Origin of the sequence: Ensifer sp. YR511 (genome assembly GCF_900103045.1) — a bacterium.
GTDB classification, from domain to species: domain Bacteria; phylum Pseudomonadota; class Alphaproteobacteria; order Rhizobiales; family Rhizobiaceae; genus Ensifer; species Ensifer adhaerens.
On sequence record NZ_FNGR01000011.1, the window covers coordinates 110,171 to 129,436 of the forward strand.

Genomic DNA, 19,266 nt, shown 5'->3' on the forward strand with positions numbered 1-19,266 from the left:
GTCGGCGTCGATGACCCGGTTTTCCGACGGCTGTCGAAAATGCTCAGCAACGTCAGCCGGTGACCGCACCTTCGCTGGCCGGGCGCACCAGGGCCGCATACTTTGCCAGCACGCCGCGCCGATAACGCGGCACAGGCTGGCGCCACAACGCCCGCCGTCGGGCGATCTCGTCTACCGGCAGGTTAAGCTGCAGGAGCCGCTTGCCAGCGTCGATTGTGATCTGGTCACCATCCTCGACGAGGGCGATCGTTCCGCCTTCGAACGCTTCCGGGGAGACATGGCCGACGACCATGCCCCATGTGCCACCGGAAAACCGCCCGTCGGTGACAAGGCCGACGCTCTCGCCGAGACCGCGCCCGATGATCGCCGATGTGGGAGCGAGCATTTCCGGCATGCCCGGTCCGCCCTTCGGGCCGAGATAACGAAGGACGAGGATATCACCTGGCCTTATTGTGTCGGAGAGAATGGCATCCATGGCGGACTGCTCGTCCTCAAAGACCCGCGCCGGACCGGTCATGACGGGGCGCTTGAGCCCGCTGATCTTCGCAACCGCCCCGCCTTCGGCGAGATTGCCATTGAGGATCGCGAGATGTCCTTCGCGATAAAGAGGTGCACTGAGCGGCCGGATGACCTCCTGCTCTGCGGTGGGCCTATCCGGCACGTGCGAGAGTTCCTCTCCGATTGTCCTGCCGGTTATCGTAAGACAATCACCGTAGAGCAGGCCCGCGTTCAACAGGAGTTTCAGTACCTGCGGCACGCCCCCGGCCTTGTGAAGGTCGACGGCCATATAGCGGCCGGACGGCTTCAGGTCGCAGATCACCGGAACCTGGCGACGCACGCGCTCGAAATCCTCCAACGTCCAGTCGACCTCAGCCGCATGCGCGATCGCCAGGTAGTGCAGCACGGCGTTCGTCGAGCCACCCGTCGCCATGACGAGTGTGACTGCGTTTTCAATCGATTGCCGCGTGACGATGTCCCGCGGCCTGATGCCCTTCTTCACGGCATCCACCAGGACGCGTGCCGATTCGACGGTGCTGTCGATCTTCTCCCGGTCGGATTTGGCCATGTTCGACGAGTAGAGCAGGGACATGCCCAGGGCTTCAAACGAGGAACTCATCGTGTTGGCCGTGTACATGCCGCCGCAGGATCCGGTCGTCGGACAGGCATTTCGCTCTATGCCTTCGAAATCCTCCGCGCTCATCTGGCCTGCCATGTAGGCGCCGACGGCCTCGAATGCCGAAACGACCGAGAGGCTCTGCCCCTTCCAGAGACCGGGCTTTATCGTGCCGCCATAGACATAGATGGCCGGGACATTGGCGCGGAGAATGCCGATCATGCCGCCCGGCATGTTCTTGTCGCAGCCGCCGAGCACCAGAACGCCGTCCATCCATTGACCCTGCACCGTCGTCTCGACGCAGTCGGCAATTACCTCACGCGAGACGAGGGAGTATTTCATGCCCTCTGTCCCCATGGACATGCCGTCCGAAATCGTCGGCGTCCCGAATATCTGTGGGTTGGCTCCAGCAGCCTTGATCGCGGCTACGGCCGCGTCCGCGAGTGGCTGCAGCCCGGCATTGCAGGGCGTGATCGTCGAGTGGCCATTGGCAATGCCAATCATCGGCTTGGCGAAATCGGCCTTCTTGTATCCGAGCGCATAATACATTGCCCGGTTCGGCGAACGCGCGACGCCTTCTGTAATCTGTCTGGATCGTTGGTTGTGCATCTTGGCCTCCCGAAATCGAGACCAACCTACTGGCGCGCAAAAGAGTTGTGAAATATATTTATGACGCCAATTTAGGTCTCTGGACATATTAATGAGCAACATGGACCTGAGACAGATTCGCCAGTTCGTGGCGGTTGCCGAGGAACTTCATTTCGGCCGCGCCGCCGAACGCCTCAACATGACGCAACCGCCGCTCAGTCAAGCGATCCAGGCGCTGGAAAGAGAACTCGGATTGCGGCTTTTCGATCGCACCAAACGCGAGGTGAAACTCACGCCCGTCGGCGAGCAATGGTTTGTGCATGCCCGACGCGTTCTGGCAGAGGCGACAGCGCTGCCTGATATCGCGAGAAAGCTTGCACGCGGCGAAATGGGGCTCCTGCGCCTGTCCTTCGTCAGTACTGTCGACTATAGCCTGCTGCCAGCAGCCGTCGGTCGCTTTCGGGCTGCCTATCCAAACGTCGAGCTCTCTCTGCGCGAAGCGACAAGCGACGTGCAGATCGATGCCCTGCTGAGGAGCGAAGTCGATGTCGGCATCGTCATCGCTCCGCCATCCAGTTCGCTGAGCCAAACCCTGAGCTATCGCCCGATCCTTCGCGAACCGCTGATTGCCGCGGTCCCGTCATCCTGGATAGACGAAGGGCGCGACGGCTTCTGCGAGGGGATACTCGAACCTGCCGCGTTCTTCGCCGCGCCACTGATCCTCTTTCCACGGCGGTCCGCGCCGATCTTTCACGACCTTGTTTCGGGCTACTTCGCCGAGCATCGCTCAGCCTTCTCCGTCTTCCAGGAGGCTATACAGATGCAGACGATCATCGGACTGGTGGGCTCCGGGATGGGTGTCGCACTGGTGCCGCAGTCCATGACCAGGCTGCAGCGAGACGGGGTGACCTATCTGCCGCTTTCCGGGCGCGTCCCGACAGTTGAAACTGGCTTGCTTTGGCGCACCAATGATCGGAACGCGGCATGCGCAAACTTTCTCGCTGTCGCCAATGCGTCGGTTCATCAGCCTGCGCAAGCGCTGTAACCGACAGGTGGATCCTGCGAAGGACGCAATTCGCGAATGCGAGGCGATGTATGCGCCTCCTCACCTCGCTAACTTGCTTCGGCGGATATCCATGCCGCTCCTGTCTGACCGTGGTGGAAACCATTGGAAAACGGCCTGTTTGGGTAAACGCCGCCAAGATCCGCCTGTGCTTCACGTGGCCAGCATCGCCCGGCGATGACATCGTCGAAGATGCGGGCCACGGCCGCCATGTCGCAATCCTGCGGCGACAGCCGAACGCGGGAAACGCCGGCGGCGGCAAGCTCTGGCAGTTCCTGCAGCAGCACCTGGCAGGTGTGCGACATGGTCTGTACGCCGTTCAGCGCCAGAAAAGGCTGGCTGTCGAGGGTCTCGACGGTCAGGCCGTCAGGGTCTTCGCCGCAGATGAACTGGCAATTGTCCTTGATCAGCCCCTTGGAGCGGGCATGGGCGCAACGCGCCGAAATCGCCAGCGGTACGCGGCCGAACGCGAAGACCTCGAAGGCGACCCCCGGACTTTCCTCGATAATGCCGCGCACCGACGTCATCGGCAGTTCTGGCGGCAGACAGATGCTCATCGCGCCCCTCGAGGCCAAGAGCCGGGCAGTCGCGCCGTTATAGACGTTGACCAGCGGCCCGATAGAATGCGGCTTGCCGGCAAGCAGGTGCAGCGCGGATAGGTCATTGACCTCGATCGGATGGGCGCTGTCACGCACCAGCCCGCGCACCAACTGGCTTTCACGTTCCAGCGTCACCAGCGCGAGCGAGGCGAGGCTCACCTGCTTGCCGGCATTCTCCAGCCGTTCGATGACCTCGCCGACATGGGGCTCGATGAAATGCAGCCGCTTCGAGCAGACGGCCTCGCCGATCGTGACGTGGGCGATCGGCGCTTCGTCAGCGATGCGGAAATAGAAATCGCGCCATTTGGGGCCATCCCAGAGATAGTAGACCGGGCCGAGGCTCAGGACGGGCTTGGATGGGCTTGTCGATATGGTCATGGGCCGATTACCTCCAGCGCTTTTCGTAGGCGCCTGTTGTCGTCTTCTGGCCTTCGCTGAGCGCCTTCAGCCGCGACACCAATGCGGGCCGCTCGGTGGCGCTGGCGGTCAGTGCCCGCCGCATCACTGACACGACCTCGGCGACATAGGCCTTGCCGCGCTGCCGGCCCTCGATCTTCAGCGCGCTGACGCCGGCGCTGCGCAGGGCATCGATATGGTCCATGACGTCGAGTGAAACCGGGTCCTCGAAGGCGTAGCCGCGGTCCTCCGCAATGTCGAAGCGCCCCTTGCAGAGCGTCGGATAGCCAGCGGCTTCGCCCGCCGGGAAGCGGTTGATAGTGTAATCGCCGAGCTCGGACACCAGCTCGCGTCCGTCCTGGCGATAGCGCACGTGGCTTGCGGGCGAGCAGACACCGTTCATGTTGGGCGACTTGCCCGTGGCGTAGGAAGAGAGCGAACAGCGCCCCTCGGCCATGACACAGAGGCCGCCGAAGGCAAAGACCTCGATCTCGCAATCGATCTGTTTGGCAAGGCGAGCGATGTCGGCGATCGTCAGGGTGCGCGGCAACACAACGCGTTTTGCCGCGAAGGTCTCGACGAGGAAGCGCACGGCGTCGGCATTCGAGGCCGAGGCCTGGACGGAAACGTGCAGCCGCTGCTGCGGATGGCGTTCCACCGTATAAGCCATCAGGCCGAAATCCGCGAGGATGACGGCATCGGCACCAAGTGCCACGGCGTCATCCACCGCCTGATGCCAGAGCGTCTCCTGGCCGGCGCGCATGAAGGTGTTGATCGCAACAAAGGTCATCACCCTGCGCTGCTTGGCATAGGCAATTGCCGTTCGGAGTTCGTCGCGCGAGAAGTTCAAGCCCGGAAAATTGCGGGCGTTCGTCTCGTCGCGAAAGCCGCAATAGACCGCGTCGGCACCGGCATCGACGGCTTCGCGGAAGGCAGCTGGCGTGCCGGCGGGGCAGATCAGTTCCATTGGGGAGCCTCCTCCTTGAGAACGCGGCCAAGCGCCCGTTCGCGGATCTTTTCTCCCGCGCGGCGCACGAGCGGGGCCAGCGGTCCGGCCATGTCAGCGAGATCGCTTGGAAGGTCGATCTCGCAGTCGTCGAGTGCGTTGCGCAGCGCCAGCATCGCCTCCATGTCGCCGCTGACGGCAAGATCGCGCGAAAAGAACACGGCGTCGCCGTCGATGCGGCCCTCGAGCAGCGCCAAGAGCAGTACGAGCTCGCCTTCCATGCAGGCATCGGAAACCGGCGTGCGCTCCTTGCGATGTACGGAGATGCGCGGCACGGCCGGTTCGACAAGGAAGCCGATCGGCAGGTCAGACGGCTGGAAGGCGTAGCGCTTGGCTGCATGATCCGCGAGACGGTCGAAGAGGCCCGGATGGCTCGCGATCACATGGGCAAAGACGCGCTGCACCACGCTTTCGATGGCGACGATGGGAACGAAGCTAAGGGGGGCGGTGATCGCGAGCGGAAGTGTCATTTGCTACCTGTGGAGCGTCGGAATCGAACGATGCGGCGCATGCTAGTCGCCTGCTGCCGGTCGTTGTTTGCGCCACGTCAAAGACAAGGGCCATTCGCCGCCACAAACAGGCTCCATGAACAGGACCTTTCGCCCGTCAAAGGGCTTTGCAACGCTTCAGGATTTTATCGACGCGCTCGAGCGCGAAGGCGATTTGAAGCGGATTTCGCGACCGGTTTCGCTGGTGCATGAGGTGACCGAAATCCACCGCCGCGTGCTTGCCGCCGACGGGCCGGCGCTTCTCTTCGAGCGGCCGGTCGATGCGACAGGCGCCGCACAACCGATCCCGCTTCTGACCAATCTCTTCGGGTCGGAACGCCGGATCGAGCGTGGTTTCGGCCTGGCGCCGGGCGGGCTCGATGCGCTTGCGGGTGAACTTGCGGAGCTGCGCGATCCGAGAGCGCCGCAGTCGCTGCGCGACGCCTGGGATCGGCTGCCTCTGCTCCGATCGGCGATGTATATGCGGCCACGAAAGGTAACGCGTGCGCTGTGTCAGGAGGTCGTCTGGCGCGATCAGGAAATCGACCTTGGGCGCCTGCCGGTTCAATGGTGCTGGCCGGGAGAGCCGGCGCCGCTGATTACCTGGCCACTGGTGATCACGCGCGCGCCGGATGATCCGTTCGATGTCAATGTCGGGATCTATCGCATGCAGGTGCTGGGGCCCGATCGCGCCATCGTGCGCTGGCTCGCCCACCGCGGCGGCGCCCGCCACCATCGTCTCTGGCAACGCCTGGGTCAGGACATGCCGATCGCGGTCGTCATCGGTGCCGACCCAGCGACGATCCTTTCTGCGGTCATGCCGCTGCCGGACGGACTGAGCGAGCTGAATTTCTCAGGCCTGCTTCGGCGCGGCAGGACGCAACTCGTGAAGGCGAAGACCGTGCCACTTTCAGTGCCGGCCAATGCGGAGATCGTGATCGAGGGTACGGTCTCGGCGAGCAAGACCGCGGAGGAGGGCCCCTATGGCGACCATACCGGCTATTACAATTCGGTGGAGCCGTTCCCGGTCATGCGTCTGTCGGCGATCACCATGCGTCGGAATCCGCTCTATCTTTCCACCTATACCGGCCGACCGCCGGACGAGCCTTCGCGGCTCGGAGAGGCGATGAACAGGCTGTTCGTGCCACTGGTTCGCAAGCAGTTTCCGGAGATATCCGATCTCTGGTTGCCGCCGGAGGCCTGCTCCTACAGAGCCATGGTCGTCGCGATCGACAAGCGTTATCCCGGTCAGGCCAAGCGCGTGATGATGGGGCTTTGGTCTGTCTTGCCGCAGTTCAGCTACACCAAGCTGATCATCGCCGTCGACCCGGATATCGACGTGCGCAACTGGTCCGACGTAATGTGGGCTCTTGCGACCCGCTTCGATGCCAGCCGCGACGTGACCGTGATCGAGGGCACGCCGATCGACTACCTCGACTTCGCGTCGCCACGCTCCGGCCTCGGTGGCAAGCTCGGGCTCGACGCCACCAACAAGATCGGCGCCGAGACAGACCGTGAATGGGGGCGGGTGCTCGAAATGTCGCCGGAGGTCGTGGGTCAGGTCGATGCGATCTGGGCCGGTCTCGGGCTTGGAGGGCTGACCCGATGAACCGGTTGAAGATCGTCCTCGGTGTCACCGGGGCTTCGGGTGCTGCGATTGCGGTGCGCATCGCGCAGCGGCTCAGCGAAATCGAAAGCGTCGAGCTGCATCTGGTTCTGTCGCCGGCGGCGCACCGCACGCTCGCGCATGAGGTCGGCGCAGGCGCTCTTCCATCCCTGCTGCGTCTGGCCGCGCGGACCTATGACCACGCCGATATCGGCGCGGCGATTGCGAGCGGATCGTTTTCGACGGCCGGCATGATCGTCGCGCCGTGCTCCATGCGCTCACTTGCGGCGATCTCTGCCGGCATGGCCGATAACCTCGTGGTACGGGCAGCCGACGTGCATCTGAAGGAGCGGCGCAGGCTGGTGCTGATGGCACGCGAGACACCGCTGCATCTCGGTCACCTGCGCAATATGTGCGCCGTCACGGAAATGGGGGCGATTATCATGCCGCCGGTGCCGGCCTTCTATCATCGGCCTGAGAGCGTCTCGGCCATCGTCGACCATCTGGCGGCCCGAGCGATCGACCTGCTGGCACTGCCGATCACCCCGCAGGCTATGGCCTGGCAGGGTGAGGACCAAAAATCATTGTGATCTAGGAGACGGTGGCCTGAAGCAGCGGATCGGCGCCGAACAGGACCTCGTGACCGCCAAGCAGCAGCCACACGGCAATCGCGACGGTGGCAAAGGCGGCGATGATCATCACGGGATCGGCGCGCAAACGGGTTTCGCCTCGAATGATGGCCGCAAAGGGCCAGACTGACGTGCCCTTCGAGGCCGCTTGCCAGTTGTCACCCAAACGCCGGCGGGCACGCTTTTCAAGCATGAAGAAGCCACCGGCGGAAAACAGTGCGAAACCGCCGAAAAGAACCAGCGCGCGCAAGTCGCCATTGGGCACGATGTGACCGGCGGCCCAGAGCAGGAAGCCCCAGAGCACCGGGTGACGGGTGATCGTTACGATGGCGCCGGGCCGCTCGTTTCCCTGATAGATGGAGATCGACAGCGCGTTTTCGCTGAAGAGGCCAGCCAGCACGAGAAAGATGCCGAGTGGCGCCAGCACGAAGGTTACCCAGGCCTGCCAGGCCGCCGGTTCCCAGAGCGGGATGAAATCGAGCTGAAGGGCCGCGTGAAAGACGAAGCCGAGAGCAAGCACGGAAAGAAGCGAATACACCGCGAAATAGGTCGAGCGACCGAGCCGGTCGATCAGGCCCTGGCGTAACGCCGGCCAGGCCGGCACCAGATGGAGCAGCAGGAAGACGGCGAAGGCGAGGAGAAAATAGGTCATATCGGTTGTCTCACGCATGGCGCCAGAGAAGCAGGCGCTCCGTTGCGACATGGCGGCGAACAGTTTCGAAGAAGCCCCGCAGCATGTAGCCGATCGCATCCCAGCTGAGCGATGGCCTGTTGTCGAGAACCGCCTTCAGCACACGTACCAGCTCGACGGCTGCCCGATCGTCCTGGTCATGCTCGGCGCGCAGCCGTGCGATCAAGGCGTAACGGCCGTCGTCTGCCCGCTGAATTTCGACTGCTGGAAACAGGATCATTTCCTCCAGCGCGTGGACGCGCCTGAGCTTTTCCGGCAGCTCCGTCAGGATCACGCGGCAGCTCGTCAGGTCGATGCGGCGCGGGATGGAATCGGCCAGCGTCTCGAGGCGATCACACAGGGATAAAAGCTCGCGGTAAGCCTGCCCCAGCTCGTGATGTTCTGAAAATTGCTGCTGCATCGATCTGCTCCGTTGAGTGTTGGTTCGAACTACACCCGACGGCAATGATCCTCTTTGACATTTCTCAAAGTCTGCAGATCAGCGATCGAGAAACAGAACGATGGCGATCGCAACGGAGGAGAGGATCGCCGACAGCGTCGCGCCGCGCTGAAGCACGCCCATGCGATAGAGCACGAGGGCGAAGACGATGATGATGGGGGTCGCGACGGAAAGGCCGATCTGTGCGTCTGTCATCGGAAGGCTCCTTTGTTGTCAGCCAATAGCCCCGCCCCCTGCCGGCTTCTTTGCTCAATCGCAAAGACAGGGTGCGCGCTCGCGCCTAGCTCGAACGATGTTTTTTGAACGGAGGCGCTGACATGGATGCCCGCAGTCATCCGATTGCCGCAACGGTGGAAGAGGATACGACGGACGCCTTGCTGCTCTGGGTGCTCGTCTGGAGTGAACTTGCCGCGTTCGGTATTCTGCTTGTCGGCTTCCTGATTGTGGGTCTTCTCCAGCCGGACGCGTTTGCCGCCGCCCGCTCGCATCTCGATCCGCTGCTTGCCGGTATCAACACGCTTGTTCTTTTGACAAGCGGCTGGCAGGCGGCCTTGGCGACGAGGCCGAGTGCATCGCTTAAGCAGCGTCGGCGGGCGCTGGTGAATGCAGCACTTTTCGGCTTCGCCTTCGTGGGGATCAAGCTCTTCGAATATAGCGCCGAGGCCGGCGTTGCCGGCGATCCTCAGTTCGGCTCCTTCTTCGAGCTCTATTTTCTCGTCACGGGCTTCCATCTGCTGCACGTCGTCTTCGGTGCCTTCGTGCTCATCATCGTTGCCTGGCGACCGAAACCCGGCAATGTCGAGCTGATCACCACGCTCTGGCACGTGATCGATCTGGTCTGGATCGTGATGTTCCCGCTCGTCTATCTCGTGTGAGTGCCATGACCGATCGCAATCCCAGACAATTGTTCAAGACCTGGCTGCTGCTTGCCGTAGCCGTGATGTCGGGCATGGCGCTGATGGCGGTCGCCGGGCCGGCCACCCTCGTCATCGTCGTGTTGCTCGGGCTCGCCATCGTCAAAAGCCGGTTCGTCGCGCTCGATTTCATGGGGCTCCGGCAGGCGCCGTCGGCCCTTCGTCTTGGCCTTTTGATCTGGCCCGCAGCACTCGTCCTCGTCGCTGCAGCGAAGCTGGTCCTGAGCACTGCTTTCATCAGCTGAGGCTAGCCGCGGACTTGTTTGCCGAAACGCAAAGAAGCCGCCGCCGATTTCCCTAGACATGAGTCGCCCCGATTGTTGCCGGCTGCGCCGCACGAGGAGGGGATCAGATCAGCCGGCCGCACTCTCAGCGGCCAACTGAAATCGAAAGGACCACGTGATGGCAGAACGCCTCACCAAAACCGGGGCCCGTAACGTCTTTTACGGCGGGTCCTTCTTTTTCTTCGCAATCTTCGTCGGGCTGACCGCCCACAGCCACTACTACATGCGGACGACTTCGACGGATGAGTCGACGCTGACCGATGCGGTCGCCCGCGGCAAACACGTCTGGGAAAAGAACTCCTGTATCAACTGCCACACGCTTCTCGGCGAGGGCGCCTATTTCGCGCCCGAGCTCGGCAACGTCTGGAAGCGATTCGGCGGCGAGGCCGATCCGGATGGCGCCCGCGATACGCTTGAGGCCTGGATGGCTGCCCAGCCGACCGGCATCGAGGGACGGCGGCAGATGCCGCAGTTCAATCTCACCGAACAGGAACTCAACGACCTCGCCGACTTCCTCGAATGGACGAGCCGCATCAAGACCCAGAACTGGCCGCCGAACGAGGCAGGTTAAGCGAACCGAGTGGAGTGTGACACCATGAAATACCAAACCCAAAAGGTCGCGATGCTCTATTTCTACGGAGCGCTTGGCCTGTTTCTCGCCCAGGTGCTGTTCGGCGTGCTTGCCGGCACCATCTACGTCCTGCCCAACACGCTCTCCGAGCTCCTGCCCTTCAACATCGTGCGCATGGTCCACACCAACGCGCTGATCGTCTGGCTGCTCATGGGCTTCATGGGCGCGACCTACTACCTGCTGCCGGAAGAGGCAGAAACCGAGCTCTACAGCACGAAGATCGCCATCGCGCAGTTCTGGATCTTCCTGATCGCCGCTGCCATTGCCGTCGTCGGCTACCTCATGCACATCCACGAGGGGCGTGAGTTCCTCGAGCAGCCCTTCGCGATCAAGGTCGGTATCGTCATCGTCGCGCTGATGTTCCTCTACAACATCACACTGACGGTGTTGAAAGGCCGCAAGACGACCGTCACCAACATCCTGATCTTCGGGCTTTGGGGTGTCGCGATCTTCTTCCTCTTCGCTTTCTACAATCCGATCAACCTGGCGCTCGACAAGATGTACTGGTGGTACGTAGTCCATCTCTGGGTCGAAGGCGTCTGGGAACTGATCATGGCATCGGTGCTCGCCTTCCTGATGATCAAGCTCAACGGCATCGACCGTGAGGTCGTCGAAAAATGGCTCTATGTCATCGTCGGCCTGGCGCTCTTCTCCGGCATCCTCGGCACGGGCCACCACTACTACTGGATCGGCGCGCCGGGCTACTGGCAGTGGATCGGTTCGCTGTTCTCGACGCTGGAAGTGGCCCCCTTCTTCACCATGGTGGTCTTCACCTTCGTGATGACCTGGAAGGCCGGCCGCAAGCATCCGAACCGCGCAGCCCTCCTCTGGTCGATCGGCTGCTCGGTCATGGCCTTCTTCGGCGCTGGCGTCTGGGGCTTCCTGCACACGCTGTCTTCGGTGAACTACTATACCCACGGCACCCAGGTGACCGCGGCCCATGGACACCTCGCCTTCTTCGGCGCCTACGTGATGCTGAACCTCGCGGTCATGGCCTATGCCATCCCGGAGATCCGCGGCCGTGCGCCGTATAACCAGTGGCTGTCGATGGTGAGCTTCTGGATCATGTGCACCGCCATGTCGGTCATGACCTTCGCGCTGACCTTTGCCGGTGTTCTCCAGGCGCATCTGCAGCGCGTGCTCGGCGAAAGCTACATGGACGTCCAGGACCAGCTGGCGCTGTTCTACTGGATCCGCCTCGGTTCCGGTGCCGTCGTCCTGATCTCGGCGCTGATGTTCATCTGGGCCGTTCTGGTGCCCGGACGCGAGCGCAGCGAGAAGCTCGCCGGTGTCGTCCAACCCGCTGAATAACCGACCAGCCGGCGCGGCTCGCCGCGCCGGCATCTCCCCAAGAATTCCCAGCATGGAGACTTGCCATGAGCCCTGTCCAATCTGCCGTCAGTCGCGCGGCGCTCGATATCCCCGCCTATAGCCCCTCCGGCAATGAATGCGCGTTGTTCGAAAGCGCCTGGGTGCGCCAGCTGCCGCTGCTCTTGAAGGGACCAACAGGATGCGGCAAGACCCGCTTCGTCAGCCACATGGCAGCGAAGCTCGGCCTGCCGCTTTCGACCGTTTCCTGCCATGACGATCTGGCCGCCGCCGACCTTACCGGTCGCTATCTGCTCAAGGGTGGCGACACCGTCTGGGTCGACGGCCCCCTGACCCGGGCCGTGCGCAACGGCGGCGTCTGCTATCTCGACGAGATCGTGGAAGCCCGGAAGGACGTGGCCGTCGTCCTGCATCCACTGACCGACGACCGCCGCATGTTACCGCTTGAACGGACCGGCGAACTGCTCGAAGCACCGTCGAGCTTCATGCTGATCGTGTCCTACAATCCCGGCTACCAGAACCTTTTGAAGAGCCTGAAGCCGAGCACCCGTCAGCGCTTCGTGGCGATCGAGTTCGATTTCCTGCCGCGCAACGCGGAGATTTCAGTCGTTTCGCAAGAGAGCGGACTGCTGGAGAGCCAGGTGGCGCCGCTCGTCAACCTCGCGCAGCGCCTGCGCGCTCTGAAAGGGCATGATCTCGAAGAAGGCGTGTCGACCCGGCTGCTCGTCTATTGCGCCTCGCTGATTGATGCCGGAATGCCGGTGAAGGATGCGGTGCGGGCCGCGATGATCGAGCCTCTGACCGACGAACCGGATGTGCGCTCAGCACTTCTCGAAGTGGCCGGTTCTCTGATCGCCTGAGGTGAGCCATGCTTGATTTCCTCGAGCTCGAAGAAACCGTCGGACGAGCCTGGCACCGTTTCGTCGGCAACACCAGAACCTGGCGGCGTTATCCGGAGGAGGCGGTGAAGCTCGCCGACATGCTGCCGGTGCTCGGCGTTTGCTTTCGCGGACATGGCGGCGAGCCAGCGGTGCAGATCGTGCCCGCCCGCGGGCGCACGTCGACCCATCGCTTGCGGTGGCGGCAGCGCATGGGACTTGGCGAAGAGAAACTCGTCCAGCCGGCGCGCGACCACGCGTCCTTGATGCTGCCGGGCGAGATCGACATTTTTCCGACGAAAGACCTGAACCGGGATCTCTATCACTGGCTCGTCGCCTATATGGCGACGATGCCGGTCGACCCCGTCAGCGAGACCGATCCGCTCCGTCGTGACCTGGCGCTGATATCGCGCGCGCTGGAGACGGTCGAGGACGTCTTCCAGCGGTTCCCAGGCCTTAGGCGGCGCTATCGGCGTCTGGCCGAGGCTACCCTTGCCGAGCGGAAGCGGGGCGCTCTGCCGTCGATCGAGCAGCATCTTGAAAACCGCGTCCTGCGGCTGTTGCGCAGGGCCACAGGCGAGGCAGATACGACGCTGCCGGTGATCTTCCCGCATCGTGCGCCGCCCGGCTACCTGCCGATGCTGCCGATGCCGCTATGGCCGGACACGCTGTTGCGGGCCGAAACCACGACCGTGCGCGACGAAGATGTGGCCGCGACAGCGGGCACGCAGAGTGAGGGTGTCGAGGTTGAGCGCCACGTGGCGGTGCGCGAAAACCCGGAGAACCGCAAGGGCGAACGCAGCCCGTTCATCCTCAATCGCTTCGAGAAGATCCTGGCCATGGCCGAGATGGTCAACGTCGACCGTCCCGGCGACGACAGCGACGACCACGACAGCAAGGCTGCCGAGGAACTGGACGACATGACGCTCGGCGAGCGCAAGGGACGGCCCTCGGCGCGATTCCGCTTCGATCTCGATCTGCCGCCGGAAGCCGTCGATCCGACGCCGCTGACGGCCGAGCTGACCTATCCCGAATGGAACTACCGGACCGGGCAGTACCTCAAGGACCATTGCCGCGTGCTGGCAATGCCGGCTTCCGCCCAGGAAGAGCGGCGCGAACTGACCGAGGAAAGCCGGAGCTTGATCCGCCGGGTGCGGCGCCAGTTCGAAGTGCTGCGCCCGCGGCACGAGATGCTGCGTGCACAACTTGACGGCGCCGATCTCGATCTCGACGCGGTCGTGCGTGCCCGCACCGATCTCGCCGCCGGCGGCCAGGGCAGCGACCGCATCCATCTGATGAGTCGGCCGCAGGTGCATGACCTGGCGGTGACGATCCTCGTCGACGTGTCGCTGTCGACCGATTCCTGGTCAGACAACCGGCGGGTGCTCGACGTGGAAAAAGAAGCTTTGCTCATCCTTGCGCACGGGCTGTCGGCCTGCGGCGACAACCACTCGATCCTGACCTTCACCTCAAGGCGGCGTGACTGGGTGCGGGTGGAAACCGTGAAGGCCTTCAACGAGGCTATGGGGCCGCTGGTCGAAGCGCGCATTGCCGCACTGAAACCCGGCTACTATACCCGCATCGGTGCTGCGATCCGGCATGCCTCGGCCGAGCTTCGTCGGCAGCCGAACCGCAAGAAGCTCTTGCTTGTTCTGACCGATGGCAAGCCCAACGATATCGATCACTACGAGGGGCGTTTTGCGCTCGAGGATAGCCGTCGCGCGGTCACGGAGGCACGGCGCAGCGGCATAAACACCTTCGCCGTCACGGTCGACCGGGAGGCGAAGTCCTACGTGCCCGCCATGTTCGGCCAGAACGGCTATTCCGTAGTCGGCAACATCTCGCGGCTGCCGGCGGCACTGCCGGCGATCTACCGCAATCTGGTGGGGTAGGGCGGTCCCCAAGTCGAGAGAGAAGCAAGAGGCCCGGCAACCGCCGGGCCTCTTTGATTCAACGGAAGCCGTTTGCCCGCCGCGCGTGCGCCGTTTCGCGGCCATTCGGTACGGATTTGCCGATCCGCTCGCGGCTATTCTCGGGGGGGAGGAGGCTGAGTCTCGATGCTCGGGAAAAGCCGGGCATGACGTGTTGGATGGGCAGTTTTGCCAAAGTGTATCGCTGAGCTGCCAGCGATGGCTGCCGACGACAAGCTTGGAAACGGCTCGTTTTCAGTGAGCGTAGTTGCCCCAAACTTCGTCATCGTCGCCCTTGAGGCGAGGATCCAAGGCGCATCCGAACGTATTTCGTGGCACAAAATAACGAAGTGCTCGGGTCGAGCCCGAGCATGACGGAAGAGACGGATGACGCTTTGCCGGCGTGATTGCGCCGGGAAGGCTCGCAATACCAAACCTTCCCGGCGATCAGCGCACTCAAGCCGCCTTGCTGTGCACCCTCTGGGACTCGTCGATATAGGCGTCGAAGGCCGCCGCCACCGCACGGATGACGAAGCGGTGCTCGGGACGCACCGTGATGACGCCATCAGCAATATCGATCACGCTATCCTTTCGCAGTTCGGCCAGTTTGCTATTGCCGTCGACGAACGATTGCCAGTCCCGGCCATGCGCTGCGGCGATTGCGGACATATCCGCGCTGAAATCGCACATCAGCCGTTCGATGATCGCGGCGCGCAAACGGTCCTCGTCGGTCAGTCGGTAGCCCTTGGTTGTTGCGAGCCGTCCCGATGCGATGCGGCTTGCATAGACGCCGGGGGGGACCTCGTTCTGGACATAACCGTCGTGCGAGCGGCCGATTGCCGAAGCGCCGAAACCTATCAGCGTTTCGCAAGTGTCGGTCGTATAGCCCTGGAAGTTGCGGCGGAGTTGCCCGGCCTCCTGGGCGGTGACGAGATCGTCGTCAGGAAGCGCAAAATGATCGAGGCCGATCTGGCGGTAGCCGGCTTTGACCAACGCTTCGCTGATCGCCATCGCCTGTTCGGCGCGGGCGGCACTGTCGGGCAGCGCGTTCTCGTCGATCATGCGCTGGTGCTTCTTGAAGCTCGGCACATGGGCGTAACCGAAAACCGCGAACCGTTCCGGTCGCATCGCCGCGGCCGCTTCGACCGTCTCGACGCAGGAGCGCACCGTCTGATGCGGCAGGCCGTAGATCAGGTCGAAATTGATGCCACCGATGCCCGCGCCGCGCAGATGGTCGACGGCTTCGGCCGTCTGCTTCTCGCTCTGGATGCGGTTGATCGCCTTCTGCACGACGGGATCGAAGCTCTGCACGCCGAGGCTGGCACGCCTAACGCCGCCTTCGCCGAGTGCCTCGGCCATCGCGAGCGTCAGCCGGCGCGGATCGATCTCGACGGCGACATTGGCCGATGGTGACAGCGCGAAGCGCTCGCCCATCAACGTCATCAGCGCAAGGAATTCACGTGGCTCGATGATCGTCGGCGTGCCGCCGCCAAAATGTACCTCCGAGACCGGAAGCGGCCGGCCAATGGTATCGGCGACCATGCGGATCTCGTCTCGGAGCACATCGAGATAGTCGAGGATCGGATCGTCCTTCTTGGTGATCGTCGTGTGGCAGCCACAGTACCAGCACATGGAACGACAGAAGGGGATGTGCAGGTAGAGCGACACGTTCTGCCCCTCGGGGATCGCCTTCAGCCAGTCGCCGTAGGTGTGATCGTCGACATCAGCGGCAAAGCGCGGTGCGGTCGGGTAACTCGTGTAGCGCGGCAGGCGCATTTCACCGTATTTCAGGAGCGCGGAAGCTAACATTTCGTCCTCATCTGGGTGGCGATGGATACAGCTTTTGTAGGCCGCGCTGGCAGGCACCTCTTTGCGAAAAGTCAAGGACGGGGTTGGTCGAGGCCAAAGCGAGATTTGTTTGCGCTTCGACAAAATGTCGCGGCGGCGCTGTCGCTAGGTTGCGGAAATCCGGGGCGTGTGCGCCGGCGTTTCCCGGATCATCATCAAACCACGGCGCTCAGAATCGGATAACCATGACCATTGCAGAGACCGACAAGCCCTTTATCGATGTGCGGACGATCCCGCCGGTAGAACGCCATCCGAAAATCTTCGGCATGTTGAACGCACTTGCCGAGGGTGGCGCCTTCATCATCGTTAACGACCACGATCCGCGTCCACTGCACTACCAGCTGGAAACCCGCTATCCGGGCGAATTCACCTGGGAATACCTCGAGCAGGGGCCGGAGGTCTGGCGAGTTGAGATCGGTCGGCAACAGTCCTCCGGCTGTGACTGCTGCTGCGGCGGGCACTGAGCCCCTGGTGTCCTTCAAGAGCGGGGTGAGAAAAAGCGTGCGTCATTTTCCGCTCTCATCCCGCTCCCACTTAGCAGAATCGATCACGCTTGTTCGGCTCGACCAGAGCCATCGTGATCCAAGGGTTGAACCACCATGTTCGCAGCCACGCTATCCCGCTGGACCATGTCCTATTTCGCGGCCGCGCTGATTTTCCTCGTCCTTGGCGAGACCATGATGGTTCTCGGCTTTGGTTATCCGGTCTTAGCCCTTGAGGCGCCTGAAACGCTGGCGCTCGTCCATATTGTCGCTCTCGGTTGGCTAAGCCTGCTGATGACCGGCGCATTGCTGCAATTCGTACCTGTTCTCGTCGGCCAGCCGCTGTCCTTGCCGACCGTCGCCCTGCCGGCGCTCCTCTTTCTTATCGTCGGCATCGCCACCCTGACCCTCGGCTTCGTCGGTCTTTCCGGTGCGATCGATGTTCCCGTGACGCTGCTTCCTCTTGGAGCCGCTTTCTCGATCGTTGGCTTTTCGGTGCTGGGCTTTTCCTTCGCAGTCACGCTTTGGCATGCACGCCCCCTACCACTACCGGCCCGCTTCGTCGCGGTCGGCCTTGCCGCTCTCTTCGGCACGATGCTGCTCGGCGGCGTCTATGCTGGCGTGCTCTCGGGCCTGATCGACGCGGCGGGCGCGATCGACCTCACCGTCGATGGTCTCTCGCTTCATGCCTCCCTCGGCCTCTGCTGCTGGTTGAGCTTCACCACCATGGGCGTCAGCTATCGACTTTTGACCATGTTCATGCTGTCGCCAGACAAAGAGCGGACAAGCAGCCGTGTTGTCTTCATGCTTGGTGCCTTTTGCCTCGGCGTTCTGGCGGCCGCAGTGCCCGTCATTCTCGTGGGCACCGTTGGTCGCTCGCCGCTTTTCCTCCTTGCCGTCGGTTCCGGCGCGGCCGTGGTCGCGATCTATGTCGGCGATATCCTGCGTATCTATCGGGAGCGCCGGCGCAAGGCGATCGAACTCAACAGCCGCGCCAGCATCGGCGCCTTCGTGTCACTGGTCGCCGCGGCTATGCTCTTCGTCGCGCTGCTCTCGGCCGGCCGCCTTGATGAGGCTATCGGCGCCGTTATTTATCTCGCCACCTTTGGATGGCTGACGGGCATGGGGCTCGCCCAGCTCTACAAGATCGTGCCGTTCATGACCTGGCTCGAATGTTACGGGCCGGCGCTTGGGCGCATGCCGACCCCGAGGGTCCAGGACCTCGTCAGCGAAACGTCCGCCCTTCGCTGGTTCCAGCTCTTTTATCTGACGGTCGCGGTTGGCACGTTCGCCCTCCTGATCGGCAGCGCGCCTATTTTTCGTTTTGCAAGTCTCGGCCAGTTGATTGCCGTCAATGCGCTCATCCTGGAGTTCGTGCGAACACGGCGACTGATCAACGTTCCGGCCGAACTTCGATTGCCTGATGGACTTGTTCGACCAGGCCTGTTTCTGCCATCTTTTCCTCACGGAGGTTCCCATGAGCCAAGATCCTTATGAACTCGACGTCCGGCCGCACTTGCGCGGCGGCAGCGACCCGTTCCAGGCCATCATGAATGCAGTCGACAGCCTGGCGCCGGGCCAGGCGCTGAAGCTGATCGCGACCTTCCGGCCCGTTCCGCTCTTCAGCGTCATGGCGGGTCGAGGGTTCACCCATCAGGACCGCCCGCTCGACAATGGCGACTGGGAGGTTCTGTTTACACCAGAAGGCGAGGTCGAGGGGATCAGGCTTTCGGTCGGCGAAACGGATCTCGACGCCTGGCCCGACCCGAGCCGCCAGCTCGACCTGACAGAGCTCGATCCGCCGGAGCCTATGGTGCGCATTCTGGCAACGGCCGAGAAGATGGCCGAAGGCGAGGTTCTGTTCGCCTTGCTCGCGCGCGAACCGCTGTTCCTTTATCCGGAGCTCGCCAAGCGCGGCCACAAATGGGCCGGCAATTTCGATGCGACCGGCGAGACCTACCGGATCCTCATCCGCATCGGTGGGAGGCGTTCCCATGTCGGCGCCTGAAACCCTGGACCTCGAGGCGAGGATCCGCGATGCCTTGCGCATCATCATCGACCCCGAAATGGGCAAGAACGTCGTCGATCTCGGCCTGATCTATGACATCGACGTTCAGGAGGGCGGCATTGCCCGTGTCACCATGACGACGACGATCAAGGGCTGCCCAGCGACCGCCTTCCTCAAGGAAGCGGTGCAGAACTGCGTCTGGTATGTGCCGGGTGTCGAATATGCCGAGGTCCGGCTGACGTACGAGCCGCCGTGGACGCCTGACATGATCGCCGACGGCGCGTTGGAACTTGGCCACGGCAGCATCTTCTAGGACCAGCCTTCTAGAAAAGAAAAGGCGCCGCATCTGCGGCGCCTTTTGCG

At 62.8% G+C, this 19,266-nt stretch carries 21 protein-coding genes; 13 read left to right on the top strand and 8 right to left on the bottom strand.

Annotation, left to right across the window (positions count from 1 at the left end; all coding sequences use genetic code 11):
• Positions 1 to 52: 52 nt before the first annotated feature.
• Positions 53 to 1,723 (bottom strand): dihydroxy-acid dehydratase, encoded by a 1,671-nt coding sequence (ilvD, locus tag BLU15_RS19580; RefSeq protein ID WP_090297287.1) that lies wholly within the window; start codon positions 1,721 to 1,723, stop codon positions 53 to 55.
• Positions 1,724 to 1,814: 91 nt separating this feature from the next.
• Between ilvD and BLU15_RS19585 the strand changes: the two genes are divergently transcribed.
• A complete protein-coding gene (locus BLU15_RS19585; protein WP_234798768.1) occupies positions 1,815 to 2,747 on the top strand; it encodes a LysR family transcriptional regulator in 933 nt (310 codons plus the stop codon).
• 68 nt (positions 2,748 to 2,815) lie between these two features.
• Here BLU15_RS19585 and BLU15_RS19590 read toward each other — a convergent pair whose 3' ends face one another.
• The 3 genes from BLU15_RS19590 to BLU15_RS19600 are packed head-to-tail and all read right to left on the bottom strand — an operon-like array spanning position 2,816 to position 5,236.
• Positions 2,816 to 3,742 (bottom strand): ubiquinone anaerobic biosynthesis protein UbiV, encoded by a 927-nt coding sequence (locus tag BLU15_RS19590; RefSeq protein WP_090297290.1) that lies wholly within the window; start codon positions 3,740 to 3,742, stop codon positions 2,816 to 2,818.
• 7 nt (positions 3,743 to 3,749) lie between these two features.
• Positions 3,750 to 4,727, bottom strand: a complete 978-nt coding sequence (locus BLU15_RS19595; protein ID WP_034790618.1) for a ubiquinone anaerobic biosynthesis protein UbiU — start codon at positions 4,725 to 4,727, stop codon at positions 3,750 to 3,752.
• Positions 4,718 to 5,236, bottom strand: a complete 519-nt coding sequence (locus BLU15_RS19600) for a ubiquinone anaerobic biosynthesis accessory factor UbiT (protein WP_034790616.1) — start codon at positions 5,234 to 5,236, stop codon at positions 4,718 to 4,720. The genes BLU15_RS19595 and BLU15_RS19600 overlap by 10 nt, the downstream gene beginning before the upstream one ends.
• A 115-nt stretch (positions 5,237 to 5,351) precedes the next feature.
• Between BLU15_RS19600 and BLU15_RS19605 the strand changes: the two genes are divergently transcribed.
• Positions 5,352 to 6,863 carry a UbiD family decarboxylase gene (locus tag BLU15_RS19605; protein ID WP_034790612.1) on the top strand — a complete coding sequence of 504 codons (1,512 nt, stop codon included), beginning with the start codon at positions 5,352 to 5,354 and terminating at the stop codon, positions 6,861 to 6,863.
• Positions 6,860 to 7,450 (top strand): UbiX family flavin prenyltransferase, encoded by a 591-nt coding sequence (locus BLU15_RS19610; protein WP_090297291.1) that lies wholly within the window; start codon positions 6,860 to 6,862, stop codon positions 7,448 to 7,450. The genes BLU15_RS19605 and BLU15_RS19610 overlap by 4 nt, the downstream gene beginning before the upstream one ends.
• A gap of 1 nt (position 7,451) precedes the next feature.
• On the opposite strand, the gene BLU15_RS19615 is transcribed toward BLU15_RS19610, so the two are convergent.
• The 3 genes from BLU15_RS19615 to BLU15_RS19625 all read right to left on the bottom strand — a co-directional run bounded on the left by BLU15_RS19615 (position 7,452) and on the right by BLU15_RS19625 (position 8,814).
• Positions 7,452 to 8,141, bottom strand: coding sequence for an NnrU family protein (locus tag BLU15_RS19615; protein WP_060529094.1), 690 nt, complete (start codon positions 8,139 to 8,141; stop codon positions 7,452 to 7,454).
• A gap of 10 nt (positions 8,142 to 8,151) precedes the next feature.
• Entirely contained in the window at positions 8,152 to 8,580 is a 429-nt protein-coding gene (locus BLU15_RS19620) for a hemerythrin domain-containing protein (protein WP_051659203.1), read from the bottom strand.
• Positions 8,581 to 8,658: 78 nt separating this feature from the next.
• Positions 8,659 to 8,814 (bottom strand): hypothetical protein, encoded by a 156-nt coding sequence (locus BLU15_RS19625; protein ID WP_089044838.1) that lies wholly within the window; start codon positions 8,812 to 8,814, stop codon positions 8,659 to 8,661.
• 122 nt (positions 8,815 to 8,936) lie between these two features.
• Here BLU15_RS19625 and BLU15_RS19630 point away from each other — a divergent pair, with 122 nt between their 5' ends.
• The 6 genes from BLU15_RS19630 (at position 8,937) to BLU15_RS19655 (ending at position 14,547) form a co-directional block, all read left to right on the top strand.
• Complete coding sequence (locus BLU15_RS19630; protein ID WP_089044839.1) at positions 8,937 to 9,494, top strand: cytochrome c oxidase subunit 3; 558 nt, start codon at positions 8,937 to 8,939, stop codon at positions 9,492 to 9,494.
• A gap of 5 nt (positions 9,495 to 9,499) precedes the next feature.
• Positions 9,500 to 9,778 carry a cytochrome C oxidase subunit IV family protein gene (locus tag BLU15_RS19635; RefSeq protein ID WP_034790601.1) on the top strand — a complete coding sequence of 93 codons (279 nt, stop codon included), beginning with the start codon at positions 9,500 to 9,502 and terminating at the stop codon, positions 9,776 to 9,778.
• Between the two features lie 157 nt (positions 9,779 to 9,935).
• Complete coding sequence (locus BLU15_RS19640; RefSeq protein ID WP_090297294.1) at positions 9,936 to 10,388, top strand: c-type cytochrome; 453 nt, start codon at positions 9,936 to 9,938, stop codon at positions 10,386 to 10,388.
• Between the two features lie 24 nt (positions 10,389 to 10,412).
• Positions 10,413 to 11,759, top strand: a complete 1,347-nt coding sequence (locus BLU15_RS19645) for a nitric-oxide reductase large subunit (protein ID WP_034790597.1) — start codon at positions 10,413 to 10,415, stop codon at positions 11,757 to 11,759.
• A 65-nt stretch (positions 11,760 to 11,824) separates the two neighbouring features.
• Positions 11,825 to 12,637: a CbbQ/NirQ/NorQ/GpvN family protein gene (locus BLU15_RS19650; protein WP_060521135.1), complete on the top strand. Its 813-nt coding sequence runs from the start codon at positions 11,825 to 11,827 to the stop codon at positions 12,635 to 12,637.
• 8 nt (positions 12,638 to 12,645) lie between these two features.
• On the top strand, positions 12,646 to 14,547 hold the full coding sequence (locus BLU15_RS19655) for a nitric oxide reductase activation protein NorD (RefSeq protein WP_090297296.1): 1,902 nt from the start codon (positions 12,646 to 12,648) through the stop codon (positions 14,545 to 14,547).
• A gap of 474 nt (positions 14,548 to 15,021) precedes the next feature.
• Here BLU15_RS19655 and hemN read toward each other — a convergent pair whose 3' ends face one another.
• The gene (hemN, locus tag BLU15_RS19660) at positions 15,022 to 16,374 is read right to left on the bottom strand and encodes an oxygen-independent coproporphyrinogen III oxidase (RefSeq protein WP_090297298.1); all 1,353 of its coding nucleotides are present in this window, start codon (positions 16,372 to 16,374) and stop codon (positions 15,022 to 15,024) included.
• Positions 16,375 to 16,598: 224 nt separating this feature from the next.
• Here hemN and BLU15_RS19665 point away from each other — a divergent pair, with 224 nt between their 5' ends.
• The 4 genes from BLU15_RS19665 (at position 16,599) to BLU15_RS19680 (ending at position 19,216) form a co-directional block, all read left to right on the top strand.
• Positions 16,599 to 16,877, top strand: a complete 279-nt coding sequence (locus BLU15_RS19665) for a DUF2249 domain-containing protein (RefSeq protein ID WP_034790571.1) — start codon at positions 16,599 to 16,601, stop codon at positions 16,875 to 16,877.
• Positions 16,878 to 17,012: 135 nt separating this feature from the next.
• Positions 17,013 to 18,392: a hypothetical protein gene (locus BLU15_RS19670; protein WP_090297301.1), complete on the top strand. Its 1,380-nt coding sequence runs from the start codon at positions 17,013 to 17,015 to the stop codon at positions 18,390 to 18,392.
• A complete protein-coding gene (locus BLU15_RS19675; RefSeq protein ID WP_060583511.1) occupies positions 18,373 to 18,903 on the top strand; it encodes a DUF2249 domain-containing protein in 531 nt (176 codons plus the stop codon). Before BLU15_RS19670 ends, BLU15_RS19675 begins: the two co-directional genes overlap by 20 nt.
• On the top strand, positions 18,890 to 19,216 hold the full coding sequence (locus BLU15_RS19680) for a metal-sulfur cluster assembly factor (RefSeq protein WP_034790566.1): 327 nt from the start codon (positions 18,890 to 18,892) through the stop codon (positions 19,214 to 19,216). The genes BLU15_RS19675 and BLU15_RS19680 overlap by 14 nt, the downstream gene beginning before the upstream one ends.
• Positions 19,217 to 19,266 lie beyond the last annotated feature (50 nt).

Excerpts from the sequence above, each read along its gene's own strand:
- ilvD (WP_090297287.1), bottom strand. The coding sequence starts at position 1,723 with ATGCACAACCAACGATCCAGACAGATTACAGAAGGCGTCGCGCGTTCG.
- BLU15_RS19645 (WP_034790597.1), top strand. The coding sequence starts at position 10,413 with ATGAAATACCAAACCCAAAAGGTCGCGATGCTCTATTTCTACGGAGCG.
- BLU15_RS19655 (WP_090297296.1), top strand. The coding sequence starts at position 12,646 with ATGCTTGATTTCCTCGAGCTCGAAGAAACCGTCGGACGAGCCTGGCAC.
- BLU15_RS19665 (WP_034790571.1), top strand. The coding sequence starts at position 16,599 with ATGACCATTGCAGAGACCGACAAGCCCTTTATCGATGTGCGGACGATC.
- BLU15_RS19640 (WP_090297294.1), top strand. The coding sequence starts at position 9,936 with ATGGCAGAACGCCTCACCAAAACCGGGGCCCGTAACGTCTTTTACGGC.
- BLU15_RS19585 (WP_234798768.1), top strand. The coding sequence starts at position 1,815 with ATGAGCAACATGGACCTGAGACAGATTCGCCAGTTCGTGGCGGTTGCC.
- BLU15_RS19650 (WP_060521135.1), top strand. The coding sequence starts at position 11,825 with ATGAGCCCTGTCCAATCTGCCGTCAGTCGCGCGGCGCTCGATATCCCC.
- BLU15_RS19595 (WP_034790618.1), bottom strand. The coding sequence starts at position 4,727 with ATGGAACTGATCTGCCCCGCCGGCACGCCAGCTGCCTTCCGCGAAGCC.
- BLU15_RS19600 (WP_034790616.1), bottom strand. The coding sequence starts at position 5,236 with ATGACACTTCCGCTCGCGATCACCGCCCCCCTTAGCTTCGTTCCCATC.
- BLU15_RS19635 (WP_034790601.1), top strand. The coding sequence starts at position 9,500 with ATGACCGATCGCAATCCCAGACAATTGTTCAAGACCTGGCTGCTGCTT.
- BLU15_RS19680 (WP_034790566.1), top strand. The coding sequence starts at position 18,890 with ATGTCGGCGCCTGAAACCCTGGACCTCGAGGCGAGGATCCGCGATGCC.
- BLU15_RS19615 (WP_060529094.1), bottom strand. The coding sequence starts at position 8,141 with ATGACCTATTTTCTCCTCGCCTTCGCCGTCTTCCTGCTGCTCCATCTG.
- BLU15_RS19605 (WP_034790612.1), top strand. The coding sequence starts at position 5,352 with ATGAACAGGACCTTTCGCCCGTCAAAGGGCTTTGCAACGCTTCAGGAT.
- BLU15_RS19630 (WP_089044839.1), top strand. The coding sequence starts at position 8,937 with ATGGATGCCCGCAGTCATCCGATTGCCGCAACGGTGGAAGAGGATACG.
- BLU15_RS19620 (WP_051659203.1), bottom strand. The coding sequence starts at position 8,580 with ATGCAGCAGCAATTTTCAGAACATCACGAGCTGGGGCAGGCTTACCGC.
- BLU15_RS19675 (WP_060583511.1), top strand. The coding sequence starts at position 18,373 with ATGAGCCAAGATCCTTATGAACTCGACGTCCGGCCGCACTTGCGCGGC.
- BLU15_RS19625 (WP_089044838.1), bottom strand. The coding sequence starts at position 8,814 with ATGACAGACGCACAGATCGGCCTTTCCGTCGCGACCCCCATCATCATC.
- hemN (WP_090297298.1), bottom strand. The coding sequence starts at position 16,374 with ATGTTAGCTTCCGCGCTCCTGAAATACGGTGAAATGCGCCTGCCGCGC.
- BLU15_RS19590 (WP_090297290.1), bottom strand. The coding sequence starts at position 3,742 with ATGACCATATCGACAAGCCCATCCAAGCCCGTCCTGAGCCTCGGCCCG.
- BLU15_RS19670 (WP_090297301.1), top strand. The coding sequence starts at position 17,013 with ATGTTCGCAGCCACGCTATCCCGCTGGACCATGTCCTATTTCGCGGCC.
- BLU15_RS19610 (WP_090297291.1), top strand. The coding sequence starts at position 6,860 with ATGAACCGGTTGAAGATCGTCCTCGGTGTCACCGGGGCTTCGGGTGCT.